The 16674-nt window shown below is 70.5% G+C and carries 14 protein-coding genes; 7 read left to right on the plus strand and 7 right to left on the minus strand.

The features are described from left to right. Positions 1 to 107 precede the first annotated feature (107 nt). From HUO13_RS16460 to HUO13_RS16470, 3 genes are all read left to right on the plus strand, one after another. Positions 108 to 2390: an FdhF/YdeP family oxidoreductase gene (locus tag HUO13_RS16460; RefSeq protein WP_211902198.1), complete on the plus strand. Its 2283-nt coding sequence runs from the start codon at positions 108 to 110 to the stop codon at positions 2388 to 2390. Between the two features lie 67 nt (positions 2391 to 2457). Next, positions 2458 to 3294 carry a formate dehydrogenase accessory sulfurtransferase FdhD gene (gene fdhD / locus HUO13_RS16465; RefSeq protein WP_211902199.1) on the plus strand — a complete coding sequence of 279 codons (837 nt, stop codon included), beginning with the start codon at positions 2458 to 2460 and terminating at the stop codon, positions 3292 to 3294. Positions 3295 to 3543: 249 nt separating this feature from the next. Further along, entirely contained in the window at positions 3544 to 4758 is a 1215-nt protein-coding gene (locus tag HUO13_RS16470) for a DUF2332 domain-containing protein (RefSeq protein WP_211902200.1), read from the plus strand. On the opposite strand, the gene HUO13_RS16475 is transcribed toward HUO13_RS16470, so the two are convergent. Continuing rightward, entirely contained in the window at positions 4718 to 5266 is a 549-nt protein-coding gene (locus tag HUO13_RS16475) for a DM13 domain-containing protein (protein ID WP_211902201.1), read from the minus strand. The genes HUO13_RS16470 and HUO13_RS16475 overlap by 41 nt on opposite strands. Before the next feature lie 115 nt (positions 5267 to 5381). Here HUO13_RS16475 and HUO13_RS16480 point away from each other — a divergent pair, with 115 nt between their 5' ends. Next, on the plus strand, positions 5382 to 5591 hold the full coding sequence (locus HUO13_RS16480; protein WP_211902202.1) for a PDZ domain-containing protein: 210 nt from the start codon (positions 5382 to 5384) through the stop codon (positions 5589 to 5591). Between the two features lie 102 nt (positions 5592 to 5693). Here HUO13_RS16480 and purU read toward each other — a convergent pair whose 3' ends face one another. Next, positions 5694 to 6542, minus strand: coding sequence for a formyltetrahydrofolate deformylase (purU, locus tag HUO13_RS16485; RefSeq protein WP_211902203.1), 849 nt, complete (start codon positions 6540 to 6542; stop codon positions 5694 to 5696). Between the two features lie 10 nt (positions 6543 to 6552). Next, a complete protein-coding gene (locus HUO13_RS16490) occupies positions 6553 to 7926 on the minus strand; it encodes an L-serine ammonia-lyase (protein WP_211902204.1) in 1374 nt (457 codons plus the stop codon). 135 nt (positions 7927 to 8061) lie between these two features. Between HUO13_RS16490 and HUO13_RS16495 the strand changes: the two genes are divergently transcribed. Beyond that, on the plus strand, positions 8062 to 8736 hold the full coding sequence (locus HUO13_RS16495) for a GntR family transcriptional regulator (RefSeq protein WP_211902205.1): 675 nt from the start codon (positions 8062 to 8064) through the stop codon (positions 8734 to 8736). 11 nt (positions 8737 to 8747) lie between these two features. Here the strand turns inward: HUO13_RS16495 and folP are convergent, their stop codons facing one another. The 4 genes from folP to HUO13_RS16515 all read right to left on the minus strand — a co-directional run bounded on the left by folP (position 8748) and on the right by HUO13_RS16515 (position 13726). After that, on the minus strand, positions 8748 to 9647 hold the full coding sequence (gene folP, locus HUO13_RS16500) for a dihydropteroate synthase (protein ID WP_211902206.1): 900 nt from the start codon (positions 9645 to 9647) through the stop codon (positions 8748 to 8750). Positions 9648 to 9654: 7 nt separating this feature from the next. Beyond that, a complete protein-coding gene (locus HUO13_RS16505) occupies positions 9655 to 10536 on the minus strand; it encodes a bifunctional 5,10-methylenetetrahydrofolate dehydrogenase/5,10-methenyltetrahydrofolate cyclohydrolase (protein ID WP_211902207.1) in 882 nt (293 codons plus the stop codon). Further along, positions 10533 to 11153, minus strand: coding sequence for a cyclodeaminase/cyclohydrolase family protein (locus tag HUO13_RS16510; RefSeq protein WP_211902208.1), 621 nt, complete (start codon positions 11151 to 11153; stop codon positions 10533 to 10535). Before HUO13_RS16510 ends, HUO13_RS16505 begins: the two co-directional genes overlap by 4 nt. Before the next feature lie 101 nt (positions 11154 to 11254). Next, positions 11255 to 13726 carry a GcvT family protein gene (locus HUO13_RS16515; RefSeq protein WP_211902209.1) on the minus strand — a complete coding sequence of 824 codons (2472 nt, stop codon included), beginning with the start codon at positions 13724 to 13726 and terminating at the stop codon, positions 11255 to 11257. Between the two features lie 399 nt (positions 13727 to 14125). On the opposite strand from HUO13_RS16515, the gene glyA reads away from it, so the two are divergent. Both glyA and HUO13_RS16525 read left to right on the plus strand, forming a co-directional pair. After that, positions 14126 to 15436: a serine hydroxymethyltransferase gene (gene glyA / locus HUO13_RS16520; RefSeq protein WP_211902210.1), complete on the plus strand. Its 1311-nt coding sequence runs from the start codon at positions 14126 to 14128 to the stop codon at positions 15434 to 15436. After that, on the plus strand, positions 15436 to 16668 hold the full coding sequence (locus tag HUO13_RS16525; RefSeq protein ID WP_211902211.1) for a sarcosine oxidase subunit beta family protein: 1233 nt from the start codon (positions 15436 to 15438) through the stop codon (positions 16666 to 16668). Before glyA ends, HUO13_RS16525 begins: the two co-directional genes overlap by 1 nt. The last annotated feature ends 6 nt before the right edge of the window (positions 16669 to 16674 follow it).

The following is a 16674-nucleotide window of genomic DNA, read 5'->3' on the forward strand; positions in this document are numbered from 1 at the left end:
CGGGTGAGTCCTGTGCGAGGGCGGTCGCCGGGCCGGCCCGGACGTCTTTCCCTGGGCGTCCGGGACGGCTCGCGTCGGAAGTACCCAGTGGAGGAACAGAGGCGAGGATGAGCTCCATCGAAGACCCGACTGACGACCTTTCGGTGACACCGCCCAAGACCTGGGCGACCGGCGTCCCCGCGGTGGCCCACGCCCTGCAGTACTCGCTGAGCCAGACCTCGGTCCGCCGGACCGCCCTGACCCTGCTCAACGTGAACCAGGCCAAGGGGATCGACTGCCCCGGCTGCGCCTGGCCCGAAGGGGGCCCGCGGGAGCGCGCGCTCAACGAGTACTGCGAGAACGGCGCAAAGCACATCAACGACGAGGCGACCACGCGCCGGGTCACCGCCGACTTCTTCGCCCAGCACAGCGTTTCCGAGCTGGCGGCCAAGTCCGACTACTGGCTCAACCAGCAGGGCAGGCTGACCGAGCCGATGGTCAAGCGCCCCGGCTCGCAGCACTACGAGCCGATCGGCTGGGACGAGGCGTTCGGCCTGCTCGCCGAGGAGCTGCGCGGGCTGGACTCGCCCGACGAAGCCCTGTTCTACACCTCCGGCCGGCTCAACAACGAGGCCGCGTTCCTGCTGCAGCTGTTCGCCCGCGCCTTCGGCACCAACAACCTGCCCGACTGCAGCAACATGTGCCACGAGTCCAGCGGTTCGGCGATGAGCGAGACGCTGGGCGTGGGTAAGGGCACCGTGAGCCTCGACGACCTGCACCGGGCCGACCTGGTCTTCGTGGTGGGCCAGAACCCGGGCACCAACCACCCGCGGATGCTGTCCGCGCTGGAGGAGACCAAGCGCAACGGCGGCCAGGTCATCGCGGTGAACCCGCTGCCGGAAGCCGGGCTGATGCGGTTCAAGCATCCGCAGAAGATCCGCGGCGTGCTCGGCCGCGGCACCGCCATCGCCGACCAGTTCCTGCAGATCCGCCCCGGCGGCGATCTCGCGCTGTTCCAGGCGCTGAACTCGATGCTGCTGGAGGCCGAGGACGCCGCGCCGGGCACCGTGCTCGACCGCGCGTTCATCGACGAGCACACCAGCGGGTTCGACGAGTTCGCCGAACACGTCCGCGCGGTCGGCTGGGCGCACGTCCTGGCCGCCACCGGACTGCGACGCGAGGAGATCGAGGAGGTCCGCGACCGAGTCCTGCGCAGCGAACGGATCATCGTCTGCTGGGCCATGGGCCTGACCCAGCACAAGCACGGCGTACCCACGATCCGCGAGGTCGTCAACTTCCTGCTGCTGCGCGGGAACATCGGCAAGCCCGGCGCGGGCGCGTGCCCGGTGCGCGGCCACAGCAACGTGCAGGGCGACCGCACGATGGGCATCTGGGAGCGGATGCCGCAGGCGTTCCTCGACGCGCTGGAGCGCGAGTTCGGCTTCACCCCGCCCACCGAGCACGGCTGGGACTCGGTGGACTCGATCCGGGCCATGCTCGACGGCCGAGCGAAGTTCTTCCTCGGTGTCGCGGGCAACTTCGTGCGCGCCAGTCCCGACAGCGACCGCACCGAGCAGGCGATGCGCAACTGCCGGCTCACCGCGCACATCTCGACCAAGCTCAACCGCTCGCACGCGGTGTGCGGGCAGACCGCGCTGATCCTGCCCACGCTGGGCCGCAGCGATCGCGACGTCCAGTCCGGCGGTGAGCAGTTCGTGACGGTCGAGGACTCGATGAGCGAGGTGCACGCCTCGCGCGGCCGGCTGGAGCCGGCCTCGGAGGCGCTGCTCAGCGAGGTCGCGATCGTGTGCAGGCTGGCCCGCCGCACCCTCAGCGAGGACGTGGCGATCCCGTGGGAGGAGTTCGAGGCCGACTACGGCACGATCCGCGACCGGATCTCCCGCGTGGTGCCGGGCTTCGAGGACTTCAACGCCCGCGTGGCCGAACCGGGCGGGTTCCGGCTTCCTAACCCGGCCAACCACGGGAAGTTCCGCACCGCGACCGGCAAGGCGAACTTCACCCGCAACGAGTTCGTGAACCTCGAGGTCCCCGCGGGGCACCTCGTGCTCCAGACCCTGCGCTCGCACGACCAGTGGAACACCATCCCGTACGCGATGAACGACCGGTACCGGGGCATCCACAACGCCCGCCGGGTGGTGCTGGTCAACCAGGTGGACCTGGACGCCCTCGGGATCGCAGACCGCAGCGAGGTCGACCTGGTGAGCGTGTGGCGCGGGGGAGAGGAGCGCCGGGCGCCCGGCTTCCGGGTCGTGTCGTATCCGACCACGCCGGGCTCGGCCGCCGCTTACTATCCGGAAACCAACGTCCTGGTCCCCCTGGACAGCGTGGCCGACATCAGCAACACGCCGACGTCCAAGGGAGTCGTGGTCCGGCTGGAGCCGGTCGGCTGAGAGCTCTCGGGCGGGCCAGGCGGCTGACGCCGCTTTCGAAGATCACTCCGACTCCGAGGAGGACGACATGGGCCGGGCGACCGTGCGCAGGAGGGTGTTGCGCATCCGCGAGTCGGTGCGTTCGCAGCGGCCCGACACGCTTGCGGCCGAGGAGCCGATGGAGATCCGCGTCGGCGGGCGTCCGCTCACGGTGACGATGCGGACGCCCGGCTCGGACTTCGACCTGGCGGTCGGGTTCCTGGTGAGCGAGGGCGTGGTGCGCGCGGCCGGCGACGTGCGCGGCATCCGGTACTGCGCGGGCGCCACAGCCGATGGCGGCAACACCTACAACGTCGTCGACGTCGTCCTGGCTTCGGACGTCGCGGCCCCGGATGCGTCGCTGGAGCGCAACTTCTACACGACCTCCTCCTGCGGCCTCTGCGGGAAGGCGAGTCTGGACGCGGTGCGCACCACCGCGGCCTGGACCGTGGCCGAGGACCCGGCCCGCGTGGAGCAGGAGGTGCTGGAGTCCCTTCCCGGCCGGCTGCGCGAGGCACAGCGGGTCTTCGACACCACGGGAGGGCTCCACGCCGCGGGTCTGTTCTCGACCGCGGGCGAACTGCTGTGCCTGCGGGAGGACGTGGGGCGGCACAACGCGGTGGACAAGGTCGTCGGCCACGCACTGCGGTCGGGCCTGCTGCCGCTGCGGGATTCGGTGCTGCTGGTGAGCGGAAGGGCCTCGTTCGAGCTGGTGCAGAAGGCCGTCATGGCGGGAATTCCGGTGCTGGCGGCCGTTTCCGCGCCCTCGTCGCTGGCCGCAGAGCTGGCGGAGGAGAGCGGCCTGACGCTGGTCGGGTTCCTGCGCGGCCGCTCGATGAACGTCTACACCGGAGCCGAGCGCCTCGTCGAACGCCAGCCCGCGTGAAAAGACCCGCGGTCCGGTAGGCGCGGAGCGCTGCGGCGAGACGGCCTGCCCGCGGGCGAGGCCGGATGGTCGCAAGGTTTCCACTGATTTGGAACTTTGCGACGTTGCCGCGTGGTGACGGCGACCGAAGTCTCAACCGGTCTTTCAACGATACGATTCAGTCGCATGAGCCAGGACGTTCGAGACTTCGCAACCCCGCCGCGTGAACGGGAAACGGCCACCGGGCGTAGGGCTCGCACACTCGCTCAGATGTACCGGCACTTCGGTGAGGTCGACGCCGCCGAAACATCGCCGCTGTACGAGCGTGTCGCCGTCGCCGTGAGTGAGTCCGGCGAGGCGCTGCGTGCCATCGAGGCGGCCCCGGCGCGCAAGCGGCACCCGACGGTGATCCTCGCTGCGCTGCACGACCTCGCCCTCGCCGGACGCGCCCCGGCGCTTGCCGCGGCCTATGCCGCCAAGGACGGCGACGCCGCCGCCGACGCGGCGATCGACACGCTTCTGCGAATGACCGACTCGGTCGTTGCCATCGCCGTGCGCCGGCCGACGCGGAGCAACGAGACCGGACGCTGCGCCGTGCTTTATCCGGCCATTGCCGAGGCGGCGCGCCGGGTAGGCGCGAACACCGTCGGGCTGATCGACGTGGGTTGTTCGGCCGGGCTCAGTCTCAATGTCGATCGCGTCGGCATCACGTATGGCGACGGACAGTCGCTGGGCGACCCGTCCTCTCCCGTGCAGATGTCGTCTTCGCCCGTGGGAGACCGGCCCATCCCGATGCGGGCCATGCCCGAGGTCGTCGCCCGGATCGGCGTCGACCTCGATCCGGTCGACGTGACCGACGCGGATGACGCCCGATGGCTGCGCGCCTGCCTGTGGCCGGATCAGCCGGAGCGGGTCGCGAGGCTCGAGGCGGAGATGGCGTTGGTGGCGAAGGCCCCTCCGCTGCTGCTGAAAGGTGACGCCGTCGAGCTGGTGCCCGATGCCTTCGCCCGTGTGCCCGAGGACGCCCTGCCTGTCGTCACCACGACGTGGATGCTGTCGCGCCTCCCGCTCGAGGACCGCCTGCGCTTCCTGCACCGGCTCAGGGAAGCGGCGGCCGGCCGGGCGGTGGCGTGGGTGTCCGTGGAGGGGGTTGGGGTCGCGCCGACGATCCCGACACTCGGTGATCGCCCCGCCTCCGGCCACAGCATCATCGGTCTGGCGGTGTTCGACCGGTCGGCTCCGCGCGTCGAGGCCATCGGCCGCTGCTGGTCGCGGGGCCGTTTTCTGGCGTGGCTGGCGGACTCCTGGCCGAAGCAGCGTTCGGCTTGCGGAGACCGGGGACGCGACGCAGGAGTGGAGCAGGGCACCGCCTCGCCCGCGTTCTGGGAGTCGGCGGTTGATCTCCGTTCCGGGCCGGGCATCCCAGGCGACCTCGCCGCCGGGCTCAGCCCAGAGCCAGCGGAGCGGAGCCGAAGGCGACGTTGAACCGGTCACACCAGACGACCACGCTGGTCAGGCCGTGCAGGTCGGCGTCGGGCGGCAGGGGGTAGTTCTGGTTGCCATGGGTGCCCTTGAGAGGACCGAGCGTGACGTGGCGTCCGTCGTCGTACTTGCCCCACGTGCCGCCGGCGGTCTGGTCGGTCAACCACACGTGAAGGTCAGGTCCGTCCGAAGTGGCCAGGTTCTCCAGCCGCAGCAGCCGGGTGCCGTCCGGGAGCGAGAGCACTCTGGCGGTGCCGGTGGTCTTGTGCTCCTGGGTGACGAAGGCCCCCGTTGCGAGTTCGACCGGCCCAGCCGGCTCGGCTGGGGGAGGTGGGGGCGGTGTGCCCGTGCTGCTGGGGTTCGCGGGCGCGGTCGGGGCGGGCCGTGGCGGCAGTGCCTCGTCGACGGTCCGCTGCGTCCACAGGCGCCACGGCTGAAACGCCCACGCCCCGATTCCCAGCAGTACCACCAGAACCACCGTCACCACAAGGAAGACCGATCGCCGTGCCATGCCGTCGACGCTAACCCGGAACGGGGTGGTTCGGGCATTACGGACTGCTTACGGCGTGGGCCCGCGAGGTGCTCGCTGGTGAGGGTGGAGCGGGCGGCTAGGTCAGGGCTCGAAGGTGGCGTCGGTCAAGCGGGGCAGCAACACCGCCGAGTCCGGGCTGAAGGCGGGTGACGTGATCGTCGAGGCCAACGGCAGGCCGGTCTACTACAAGGAGGACCTGACCAAGGCGATCGAGGGCGTTCGACCGGGCAACCCCGTCGCGACCACGGTCAACCGCGACGGCAGGGTCTTCACCTTCAACGTGCGCCTCGACCGGCCCGCCTGACCCCGGCGACTCCGATGGGCGGGCCTGCGGCCGGAAGCCCAGTCCCGCCCCGCCCAAGCCCACGTGCCCCCTTCCGGGAGGAAGAGGGCACGCGTGGCTGCGTCAGTGGAAGACCACGGTGCTGTGGCCGTTGAGCAGCACGCGGCGCTCGCAGTGCCAGCGCACCGCGCGGGACAGGGCGAGGGCCTCGGCGTCGCGGCCGACCGTCTGCAACGCCGTGGGGTGGTAGGTGTGGTCGATCCGGATCACCTCCTGCTCGATGATCGGGCCTTCGTCGAGGTCCGAGGTGACGTAGTGCGCGGTGGCGCCGACGAGCTTGACCCCGCGGTCGTAGGCCTGGTGGTAGGGCTTGGCTCCCTTGAAGCCGGGCAGGAACGAGTGGTGGATGTTGATCGCCCGGCCGTGCAGCGCCTTGCACGCCTGGTCGGACAGCACCTGCATGTAGCGGGCGAGGACCACCAGCTCCGCGTCGTACTCGTCGACGAGCTGCAGCAACCGGGCCTCGGCCTCGGGTTTGGTCTCCGGGGTGACCGGGACGTGGATGAACGGCAGGCCCGCGCCCTCCGCCATCGGCCGGAGGTCCTCGTGGTTGGACACCACGGCCACGATGTCGGCGCCGAGGCTGCCCGCGCGCCAGCGGAAGATCAGGTCGTTGAGGCAGTGCCCGAGCTTGGAGACCATCACCAGCATCCGCGCGTTGCGGGTGTCGGAGAAGGTGAAGGTCATCTCGAAGTCCGCGGCGATCGGTTCGAAACCGCGGGCCATCTCGTCGAGGTCGATCTCGCGTCCGGCGTTGACCTGGGTGCGCAGGAACAGCCGGTCGCGAACCGAGTCGTCGAACTGCTGGTACTCGCCGATGTCGCAGCCGTGCTCGAATAGGTAGGCGCTCACGGCGCGCACGATGCCGGTGCGGTTCGGGCAGCTCAGGGTGAGGACGAACGAACGGGTCACGAATTTCTCCTCAGCATTCCACGATGTTGAGAGCCAGCCCTCCGCGGGCGGTCTCCTTGTACTTGTCCTTCATGTCGGCGCCGGTCTCGCGCATCGTCTTGATGGCCTTGTCCAGCGAGACGTGGTGCCTGCCGTCACCGCGCACGGCCATCCGGGCCGCGGTGATCGCCTTGATCGAGGCGACGGCGTTGCGCTCGATGCAGGGGATCTGCACCAGGCCGCCGACCGGGTCGCAGGTCAGCCCGAGGTTGTGCTCGATGCCGATCTCGGCGGCGTTCTCGACCTGCTCCACGGTTCCGCCGATGATCTCGGCGAGTCCCCCGGCCGCCATCGAGCAGGCCGAGCCGACCTCGCCCTGGCAGCCGACCTCGGCGCCGGAGATCGAGGCGTTCTCCTTGAACAGCAACCCGATCGCGCCCGCGGTGAGCAGGAACCGCACCGCGGTGTCGTCGTCGAACGCGGGCAGGAACCGCCGACCGTAGTGCAGCACCGCCGGCACGATTCCGGCGGCACCGTTGGTCGGGGCGGTCACCACCCGTCCGCCTGCCGCGTTCTCCTCGTTGACGGCCAGCGCGTAGAGCGTGACCCATTCCATGGCGTGCAGGGCGTCGGCCTCGTCGGACTCGCCCTCCAGCCGCTCGCGCAGCTCGCTGGCCCGCCTGCGGACCTTGAGCCCGCCGGGCAGGACCCCGGTGGTGTGGGAACCGCGCTCGACGCACTCCTGCATGACGGACCAGATCCGCAGCAGCCCCGCGCGGGTTTCTTCCTCGCCGCGCCAGGAGAGCTCGTTGGCCAGCATGATGTCGCTGATCCGCAGCCCGGTCTCGTGGGCGTGGGCGAGCAGTTGGTCACCGGTGCTGAACGGGTAGCGGACAGGCGTGGCGTCCTCGACGAGAACCTGTTCACCGGTCTCGTCCTCGTCGAGGACGAAGCCGCCGCCGACCGAGTAGTACTCGCGCCGGTCGATCAGGGCGCCCTCGGCGTCGTGCGCCTCGAACACCATGCCGTTGCTGTGGAAGTCCAGGCGCTTGGTGCGGTGCAGGACGATGTCCTCGTCGACCGAGAACACGACCTTGTGGGCACCGCCGAGCCTGATCCAGCCCTCCTCGCGCACCGCGTGCACCACCGGATCGGCGGCGACCGGGTCCACGAGGTGGGGTTGCTCACCGGTCAGTCCGAGGACGACGGCCTTGACGCTGCCGTGGCCATGCCCGGTCGCGCCGAGGGAGCCGAACAGCTCGCAGCGCACCGACGCGGTCCGCGAGAGCGCGCCGGACTCCTCGAGTCGCGTGGCGAAGAGGTAGGCCGCCCGCATGGGGCCGACGGTGTGCGAGCTCGACGGTCCGATTCCTACCTTGAACAGGTCGAACACTGAGATGGTCATAAGCGTCCCCGGGTGGGTCTGGGCTGTGGTCACCGCGACGGGAACCAGCAGATACGCGACTAATATATCAGTAACATGTAAGTTGTATAGCTATGTTGTGCCCTTGGAATGGGTCTGCGGTTGTCAGGCCCTAAGATGAGAGCCGTGACCGCCACCTCGCAGGAGCTCGAACCCGCCCCGGTCTCGCTGGCCGACAGGGCCTACGCCGCCATCCAGGATCTGCTGATCATGCTGGACATCCCGCCGATGGCGCCGATCGACGACGGCGCGCTGAGCGAGTCGCTGGGCATCGGCCGCACCCCGGTCCGGGAGGCCCTCAAGCGGTTGCAGGCCGAGCGGCTGGTGGTCTCCTACCCGCGTCGCGGCACCTTCGCCACCGGCGTGGACATCACCGACCTGGCCTACATCTCCGAGATCCGCGTGCAGTTGGAGCCGTTGGCGGCGCGCCGCGCCGCGCAGACCGCCGACCGCGGTATCAGGAGCAAGCTCGCCGAGCTCGCCGACGAGATCGAGGCCCTCGACGTCACGACCATCGACCGCGCCGACCTGATGCGGTGGGACCTGCGCGTGCACCGGGGGATCTACCGCGCCGCGGGCAACCCGCACCTCGAGGACACCCTGATCCGCTACAACAACCTCGCCACGCGGATCTTCTGCCTGTTCCTGGACCGCATGACGCACTTCGACCAGCACGTGGGCGAGCACGTCGCGCTGCTGCGCGGGATCGCCGAGGGCGACGTGGCCAAGGTGGGCAAGCTCGCGCGCGAGCACGTCCTCGGCTTCGAGAAAGCGATCCGGTCGGCCACCTGAGCCGCGCCGGTTCATCGCGGCACCTCCGCGGCGGCCACCGCGCCGAGCAGCTTGAGCGCGTCGCGGGTCGCCGCGACGTCGTGGACTCTGAGGATCCTCGCCCCGCGCTGGGCCGCCAGCACCGCCGCGGTGACCGAGGCCGCCTGGCGGTGCCGCACCGGGCGGCCGGTGATCTGACCGAGCATGCTCTTGCGCGACAGCCCGACCATGACGGGCAGGCCGAGCTGCCCCAGGGCAGGCAGCGACGCCAGCAGGTCCAGGTTGTGCTCCAGCGTCTTGCCGAACCCGAAACCGGGGTCGACGACGAGACGCCCGGGCGGGATGCCTGCCGCGGAGCACTCGTCGACGCGCCGGCGGAGGAAGGACACGACCTCGCCGACGACGTCGACGTAGCGCGGGTCGCGTTGCATGACGCCGGGTGAGCCCTGCATGTGCATCAGGCAGACCGGCACGCCCGACTCCGCCGCGGCCGAGAGCGCACCCGGCTCTCGCAGGGCCCGCACATCGTTGATCATGCCGGCTCCGGCGGCGACGGCCGCGCGCATCACCTCCGCGCGCGAGGTGTCCACGGACACCGGCACCGAGGTCGCGCGCGAAAGCCGCTCGACGACCGGAACCACGCGCTCCAGCTCCTCGGCGACGCCGGGTTGCCGCGAGCCGGGGCGCGTGGACTCGCCGCCGACGTCGATGATGTCGGCGCCTTCCTCGGCCAGTTGCAGGCCGTGGGCGACCGCCGCGCCGTGGTCGAGGTAGGAACCGCCGTCGGAGAAGGAATCCGGGGTCACGTTGACGATGCCGCACAGCAGCGGCCGAGGGGCGCGCAGCCGCTGGAGCAGCGGCGCGCCCTCGGCGACTCCACCACTGGGTGGCGGATTCGGCTCGCGGGTGAGGAGTTCGGAGGTGATCGTCATGGGTTCCCTAGGAGTGCTGCGACCGCGATGCGCTCTGGATCGTGTGGTGGAGCAGCAGCGCCGTGGTGACGGGGCCGACTCCGCCCGGCACCGGCGTCAGGCCGGCGACCCGGCCGCTGACGGAGGTCTCGTCGACGTCACCGACGAGACCGCCATCGTCGGTGGGGTTCGTGCCGACGTCGATGACCACGGTGTGCTCGGCGACGTGCTGAGCGGTGATGAGCCCCGGACGGCCGACCGCCACCACGAGGACGTCGGCGGTCCGGGTGTAGTGGTCGAGGTTCCGGGTGTGGCGGTGGCAGATGGTGACCGTGGCATCGCGTTGCAGCAGCAGTTGGGCCGCGGGTTTGCCGACGACGTTGGAGCGCCCGACCACCACGCCGGTGCGCCCTGCCAGCGGTACCTCGTGGTGGTCGAGCAGCGCGAGGACCGCCGCGGCGGTGGCGGGCGCGTAGGCGGGCAGCCCGGCGGCGAGTCGGCCCAGTGACACGGGGTTGGCACCGTCGACGTCCTTGTCCGGGGCGATCGAGGCGGCCAGGTCCTCGAAGTTCGCGCCCGCGGGCAGCGGCGTCTGCAGGATGATCCCGTGCACCGCGGGGTCGGCGCTGAGCTTCTCCAGCTCGGCGCGGATGCCCTGCGGGGTGGCCCCCGCGCCGAGGTCGACGACGTCGCACACGATGCCGGACTTCGCCGCGGCCTTGGCGATCGAGCTGACGTACCAGGCGCTGGACTCGTCGTCGGTGGCGGCCACGACGGCCAGGCGCGGGGGGAGGCCGAGCAGGGTGAGCTCGGCGGCCGCGGAGGTGACCCCGGCGCGGATGTCGCGGGCGAGCTGGGTGCCGCCGAGGGTCTTCGTCGCCGAAGGCGCCGAGGTGGGGATGGTGGTCATGGCAGGATCTGCTCCCGGACTGCGGCGGTGGTCTTGTCGGCTTGCAGGAGGATCTCGTCGGTCGAGGCGATCGCTTCGACCAGCTCCGCGCGGTTCTCCAGCTCGGTGGAGGCGCAGAGGTTGATCTCGACGTTGACCCGGGCGGTGGACGCCGCGGCGCGGGCGGCGTCCGCGGCCGCGGCGATGTCGCTGATCACGTTCGGGTTGCCCACCGGACGCAGCTCCTCGGCCAGCGCGATGATCCGCTCGGCGACCGCGAGGACGTGGGCGGGTACCCGCCCGGCCTCGGCCAGCGCCGAGGCGATCGCCTGCGAGCGCGCGGTCTTCTCCTCGGGGGTCGACCGGGGCAGCCCGTAGGCGTGGCCGACCGCGCTGAACGCGGCGATGTCCTGCTCGGCCAGCTCCAGCGAGCGTTCGCGCAGGTCGTCCGCGGTTTCGCGCACGCGGTCGATGGTCGCGGCGTGCTCGGCGTACTTCGGGCCGTTGCTGTAGCGGGCGACCATCGCGACCAGCGCCGCGCCCTGGGCCGCGTGCAGGCCGGCGGTGGCGCCGCCGCCCGGAGCGGGGATCCGGGCGGCGAGGCCGGACAAGAAGCTGTCGATGGTGTCTGAGCGCATGGAAGTCCTTCAGGAGTGGTTGCAGAAGGGGCTTTGCGTGGCGATGCGGGGCTGCGGAGAGTCCTTTGGTTCTGGGTCTCTCTCGGCGGAAACCGTCGGCGTCAGCGGCGGATGCGGTGCATGTCCGGGTCGACCAGCGGTTCGGCGGCGACGGTGGCGCGGACCTTGCGGTCGAAGTACTGGATCTCGACCCGGGTGCCCACGGTCGCCGAGGCGGGGAGCCAGGCGTAGGCGATCGGGGTGCCGATGGTGTGGGCGAAGGCGGCGGAGGTGACGTAGCCCGCGGGCTCCCCGTCGAGGAACACCGGCTCGGAGCCGAGCACGACGCTGCGGCCGTCGTCGATGGTCAGGCACGCCAGGCGCCGGGACACCGACTCGGCGTCGATCCCGGCCAGCGCGTCGTGGCCGACGAAGTCCTCCTTCTGCTTGCGCACCGCGAACCCGACTTCGGCTTCGTAGGGGTTGTGCTCGGTGGTCATGTCGGTTCCCCACGCGCGGTAGCCCTTCTCCAGGCGCAGGCTGTTGAACGCCGCACGGCCGGCGGCCACGACCCCGAGCTCCCGCCCGGCCTCGAAGAGCACGTCCCAGAGCCGCTGGCCGTACTCGGCGCTGGTGTAGATCTCCCAGCCGAGCTCACCGACGTAGGACACCCGCATCGCGGTGACCGGGATGCCTGCGATGTGCGCGGACTTGCAGCGGAAGAACTTCAGGCCCTCGTGGGAGAAGTCGTCGTGGCTCAGCGGCTGCACCAGGTCGCGGGCCCGCGGGCCCCACACGCCGATGCAGCAGGTGCCGCCGGTGATGTCGCGGATCTGCACGCTGTGGTCGGCAGGGGCCTCGCGGCGGAAGTGGTCGAGGTCGAGGTTGCCGTTGGCGCCGACCTGGAACAGCTGCTCGCCGAGCCGGGCGACGGTGATGTCACTGCGGACTCCGCCGGCCTCGTCGAGCATCAGCGTGTAGGTGACCGAGCCGACCGACTTGTCCATCTTGCCGGTGGTCAGCCGGTCGAGGAGGGCGAGCGCCCCCGGACCGCTGATCTCGAGCCGCTTCAGCGGGGTCATGTCGTACATGGCCACGGCGTTGCGGGTCTTGTACGCCTCGGCGGCGGCGATGGGGGAGTGGTACATCGCCGACCAGGCGTCGCGAGGCCGCGGCTGCCACTCGGGGGGCAGGTCCTTGACCAGGTGGGCATTGGCCTCGTACCAGTGCGGCCGCTCCCAGCCGTGGGCCGTCAGGAAGAACGCGCCGAGCTCCTTCTGCCGTGCGTGGAACGGGCTGACGCGCAGGTCGCGGGGTGAGAGCTTGGGCTGCAGCGGGTGGAGGACGTCGTAGACCTCGACGAAGTTCTGCTTGCCGGTCTCGGTGACGTAGTCCTCGGTAGTCTCGATCTCGTCGAACCTGTGCACGTCGCACCCGTGCAGCTCGAGCTCGCTGCGGCCGTCGACGAGCAGCTGTGCGACGGCGCGGGCGACGCCGGAGGAGTGGGTGACCCACACGGCCTCGGCGATCCAGAAACCGGCGACCTCGGGCGACTCGCCGATCAACGGGCCGCCATCGGGGGTGAAGGACATGATCCCGTTGAAACCGGTCTCGACCTTCGCCGACCGCAGCGCGGGCAGCAGGCGCTTGCTCTGCTCCCAGGACGGGGTGAAGTCCTCCTCGGTGAACGGCATCACTGACGGCATCGCCGCTTCGGTGGTGGAACCGTCCTCGGTTTCGGGCAGCTCGCTGAGGCGGACCGGCATCGGGCGGTGGGCGTAGGTGCCGATGCCGAGGTGGTCGTTGTGCTCGCGGTAGTACAGGTCGTGGTCCTGGTGGCGCAGGATCGGCAGCCGCGCCTCGACCTGCTCGTCGTTGCGGCCGACGAGCTCGGCGATCTGGCCGGTGTGCGCGTACTGGTGCGCCAGCGGAAGCAGCGGCACCCTCATGCCCACCATGTCCCCGATGGCCTGGCCCCAGAATCCGGCGCAGGACACGACGATGTCGGCAGGGATCTCGCCCTGGTCGGTCTGCACACCGGTGACGCGTCCGCCCTGCTGGCTGATCCCGGTGACCCGGGTCGAGCCCCGGAACTCGGCCCCGCGGGACTCGGCACGCCTGGCCAGCGCCACCACCGCGCGGGAAGCCTTGGCGAGCCCGTCGGTCGGGGTGTGGAAGCCGCCGAGGACCTCGTCGCGGTCGAGCAGCGGGTGCAGCCGGGCGCACTCCTCCGGATCGACGACCTCGCCGGGGATGCCCCACGAGGTGGCCCAGCCCTGCCTGCGGTGCAGTTCGGCGAGACGTTCCGGCGTGGTGGCGATCTCCAGTCCGCCGACCTGGTTGAAGCACCACGCGCCGTCGACGTCGAGGCTCTTGAGCTTGGCCACCGTGTACGTGGCGAAACCGCTCATCGTCTTCGACCCGGCGGTCTGGTAGACGAGCCCCGGCGCGTGAGAGGTCGAGCCTCCGGTGAGCGGCAGCGGGCCCTGGTCGACGACGGTGACGCGGTCCCATCCGCGTCCGGTCAGCTCGTCGGCCAGGTTCGCCCCGACGATCCCGGCTCCGATGATGACCACGCGAGGTGTCGTGCTCATGACTGGTCTCCTAACTGGTTGCCATCGACGACGCACGTTGCGCGGGCGCGGCGGACGTGGCCTCCGCATGCGGGCAACGTGGGGTGGAGATCGAGGGCCTGCGACGACGTGCGACCGGCCAGGTATACCTATAGCGCCGATCTGATATATCAACTGGACATCAGAGTAAGCAGGCGCGACGGGCGAGGTCAACACATCGGATCGAAACCGGCCGGGCGCTGTTCGCGGACCGCGCGCCGGGTCCCTCTTCAGGGGTGCGTCGGTGATCGTTGGCCCGCTCGGTCTTGACCCGGCGGCAGGCCGTCCCTAGTGTGGCCGACAACTGATATGTCAGCCGGATGTCTGTTGTTCTCCAGGGCGGCCCGGTCGTCGCCCGGCTCCGTCCGCGGAAGGAATCGCATGAGTCTGTCCAGCAACGATGGTGCCAGCGGCACCTTCAACAACGCGCTGTCGGCGGTCGACCCGGAGGTGGCTGCGGCGGTGGGGGCTGAGCTGGGTCGTCAGCAGACGACGCTGGAGATGATCGCTTCGGAGAACTTCGCGCCGCAGGCGGTGTTGCAGGCGCAGGGGTCGGTTCTGACCAACAAGTACGCCGAGGGGTATCCGGGCAAGCGCTACTACGGTGGCTGCGAGCACGTCGACGTCGTCGAGCAGCTGGCCATCGACCGGGTCAAGGAGCTGTTCGGCGCCTCGTTCGCCAACGTGCAGCCGCACTCGGGTGCGCAGGCCAACGCCGCGGCGATGTTCGCGCTGCTCAAGCCCGGTGACACGATCATGGGCCTGGACCTGGCCCACGGCGGGCACCTCACCCACGGGATGCGGATCAACTTCTCCGGCAAGCTCTACAACGTGGTGCCCTACCACGTCCGCGACGACGACCACCGCGTCGACATGGACGAGGTCGCCCGGCTGGCCCGCGAGCACCAGCCGCGGATGATCATCGCGGGCTGGTCGGCCTACCCGCGTCAGCTGGACTTCGCACGGTTCCGCGAGATCGCCGACGAGGTCGGGGCCTACCTGATGGTCGACATGGCCCACTTCGCCGGGCTGGTGGCCGCGGGGCTGCACCCGAACCCGGTGCCGCACGCGCACGTGGTCACCACCACCACGCACAAGACCCTCGGCGGCCCGCGCGGCGGGGTCATCCTGTCCGGCGACGAGGAGTTCACCAAGAAGTTCAACTCGGCGGTGTTCCCCGGCCAGCAGGGCGGTCCGCTGGAGCACGTGATCGCGGGCAAGGCGGTGCTGTTCAAGCTCGCCGCCGGTGAGGAGTTCCGCGACCGGCAGCGGCGCACCCTGGAAGGCGCGAAGATCCTGGCCGAGCGGCTGCTGGCCGACGACGCGGCCAAGGCCGGGGTCCGGCTGGTCTCCGGTGGCACCGACGTGCACCTGGTGCTGGTGGACCTGCGGGACTCGGAGCTGGACGGCAAGCAGGCCGAGGACCGGCTGCACGAGATCGGGATCACGGTCAACCGCAACGCGGTGCCCAACGACCCGCGCCCGCCGATGGTGACCTCCGGCCTGCGCATCGGCACCCCGGCGCTGGCCACCCGCGGCTTCGGCAAGACCGAGTTCACCGAGGTCGCCGACATCATCGCCGAAGCACTCTCGCCCGGCCTCGGCGACACCGAGTCCAAGGCCCTGCGCGCCCGGGTCGAGGCGCTGGCCACCGAGTTCCCCCTCTACCCGCACCTGAACGGAGGGTTCTGATGACGCCGCGCACTCCCGGCGCCGACCTGCCCGACCACCCGGACTGGCTCTGGCGCAACCCCGACCCGAAGCCGTCCTACGACGTGGTCATCGTGGGTGGCGGGGGACATGGTCTGGCCACCGCCTACTACCTGGCGAAGAACCACGGCATCACGAACATGGCCGTGGTGGAGCGGGGATGGCTGGCGGGCGGGAACATGGCCCGCAACACCACGATCATCCGCTCGAACTACCTGTGGGACGAGAGCGCCGGGCTCTACGAGCACGCGCTGAAGCTGTGGGAGGGGCTGGAGGACGAGCTCGACTACCCGCTGCTGTTCTCCCAGCGCGGGGTGCTGAACCTGGCGCACTCGCTGCAGGAGGTGCGCGACAGCGTCCGGCGGGTCAACGCCAACCGGCTCAACGGCATCGACGCCGAGTTCCTGGACCCGGCGCAGGTCAAGGAGATCTGCCCGATCCTCAACGTCTCCGACGACATCCGCTACCCGGTGCTGGGTGCGACGTGGCAGCCGCGGGCGGGTATCGCCAAGCACGACTACGTCGCCTGGGGCTTCGCCCGCGCGCTGGACCGCATGGGCGTGGACCTGGTGCAGAACTGCGAGGTGACCGGGTTCGAGCGGGTCGGCGACCGGATCGTGGGCGTCGAGACGACCCGCGGCGACATCCGGGCGGGCAAGGTCGCGCTCGCGGCGGCGGGGCACACCTCGGTGCTGGCCGACTCGCTCGGCCTGCGGTTGCCGATCCAGAGCCACCCGTTGCAGGCGCTGGTCTCCGAGCTGCTGGAGCCGGTGCACCCCACGGTCGTCATGTCCAACGCGGTGCACGTCTACGTTTCCCAGGCGCACAAGGGCGAACTCGTCCTCGGCGCGGGAATCGACGCCTACAACTCGTATTCGCAGCGGGGTGCGTTCCACACCATCGAACGCCAGATGGCCGCCGCGGTCGAGCTGTTCCCGATGTTCGCGCGCGCCCACGTCCTGCGCACCTGGGGCGGTGTTGTCGACGTGACGCCGGATGCCTCGGCGATCATGGGGTTGACGCCGTTCGAGGGCTTGTACGTCAACTGCGGCTGGGGCACCGGCGGGTTCAAGGCCACGCCCGGAGTCGGGTGGTGCTTCGCGCACACCATCGCCCACGACGAGCCGCATCCGCTCAACGCCCCGTTCTCCCTCGACCGCTTCACCACCGGCGCCCTGATCGACGAGCACGGCGCGGCCGGCGTGGCCCACTAGGAGTTT

Origin of the sequence: Saccharopolyspora erythraea (assembly GCF_018141105.1) — a bacterium.
GTDB classification, from domain to species: domain Bacteria; phylum Actinomycetota; class Actinomycetes; order Mycobacteriales; family Pseudonocardiaceae; genus Saccharopolyspora_D; species Saccharopolyspora_D erythraea_A.

Bases quoted from the DNA above. Each gene is read 5' to 3' on its own strand.
- HUO13_RS16460 (WP_211902198.1), top strand. From the start codon at position 108: ATGAGCTCCATCGAAGACCCGACTGACGACCTTTCGGTGACACCGCCC.
- fdhD (WP_211902199.1), top strand. From the start codon at position 2,458: ATGGGCCGGGCGACCGTGCGCAGGAGGGTGTTGCGCATCCGCGAGTCG.
- HUO13_RS16470 (WP_211902200.1), top strand. From the start codon at position 3,544: ATGTACCGGCACTTCGGTGAGGTCGACGCCGCCGAAACATCGCCGCTG.
- HUO13_RS16475 (WP_211902201.1), bottom strand. From the start codon at position 5,266: ATGGCACGGCGATCGGTCTTCCTTGTGGTGACGGTGGTTCTGGTGGTA.
- HUO13_RS16490 (WP_211902204.1), bottom strand. From the start codon at position 7,926: ATGACCATCTCAGTGTTCGACCTGTTCAAGGTAGGAATCGGACCGTCG.
- HUO13_RS16495 (WP_211902205.1), top strand. From the start codon at position 8,062: ATGAGAGCCGTGACCGCCACCTCGCAGGAGCTCGAACCCGCCCCGGTC.
- folP (WP_211902206.1), bottom strand. From the start codon at position 9,647: ATGACGATCACCTCCGAACTCCTCACCCGCGAGCCGAATCCGCCACCC.
- HUO13_RS16505 (WP_211902207.1), bottom strand. From the start codon at position 10,536: ATGACCACCATCCCCACCTCGGCGCCTTCGGCGACGAAGACCCTCGGC.
- HUO13_RS16510 (WP_211902208.1), bottom strand. From the start codon at position 11,153: ATGCGCTCAGACACCATCGACAGCTTCTTGTCCGGCCTCGCCGCCCGG.
- HUO13_RS16515 (WP_211902209.1), bottom strand. From the start codon at position 13,726: ATGAGCACGACACCTCGCGTGGTCATCATCGGAGCCGGGATCGTCGGG.
- glyA (WP_211902210.1), top strand. From the start codon at position 14,126: ATGAGTCTGTCCAGCAACGATGGTGCCAGCGGCACCTTCAACAACGCG.
- HUO13_RS16525 (WP_211902211.1), top strand. From the start codon at position 15,436: ATGACGCCGCGCACTCCCGGCGCCGACCTGCCCGACCACCCGGACTGG.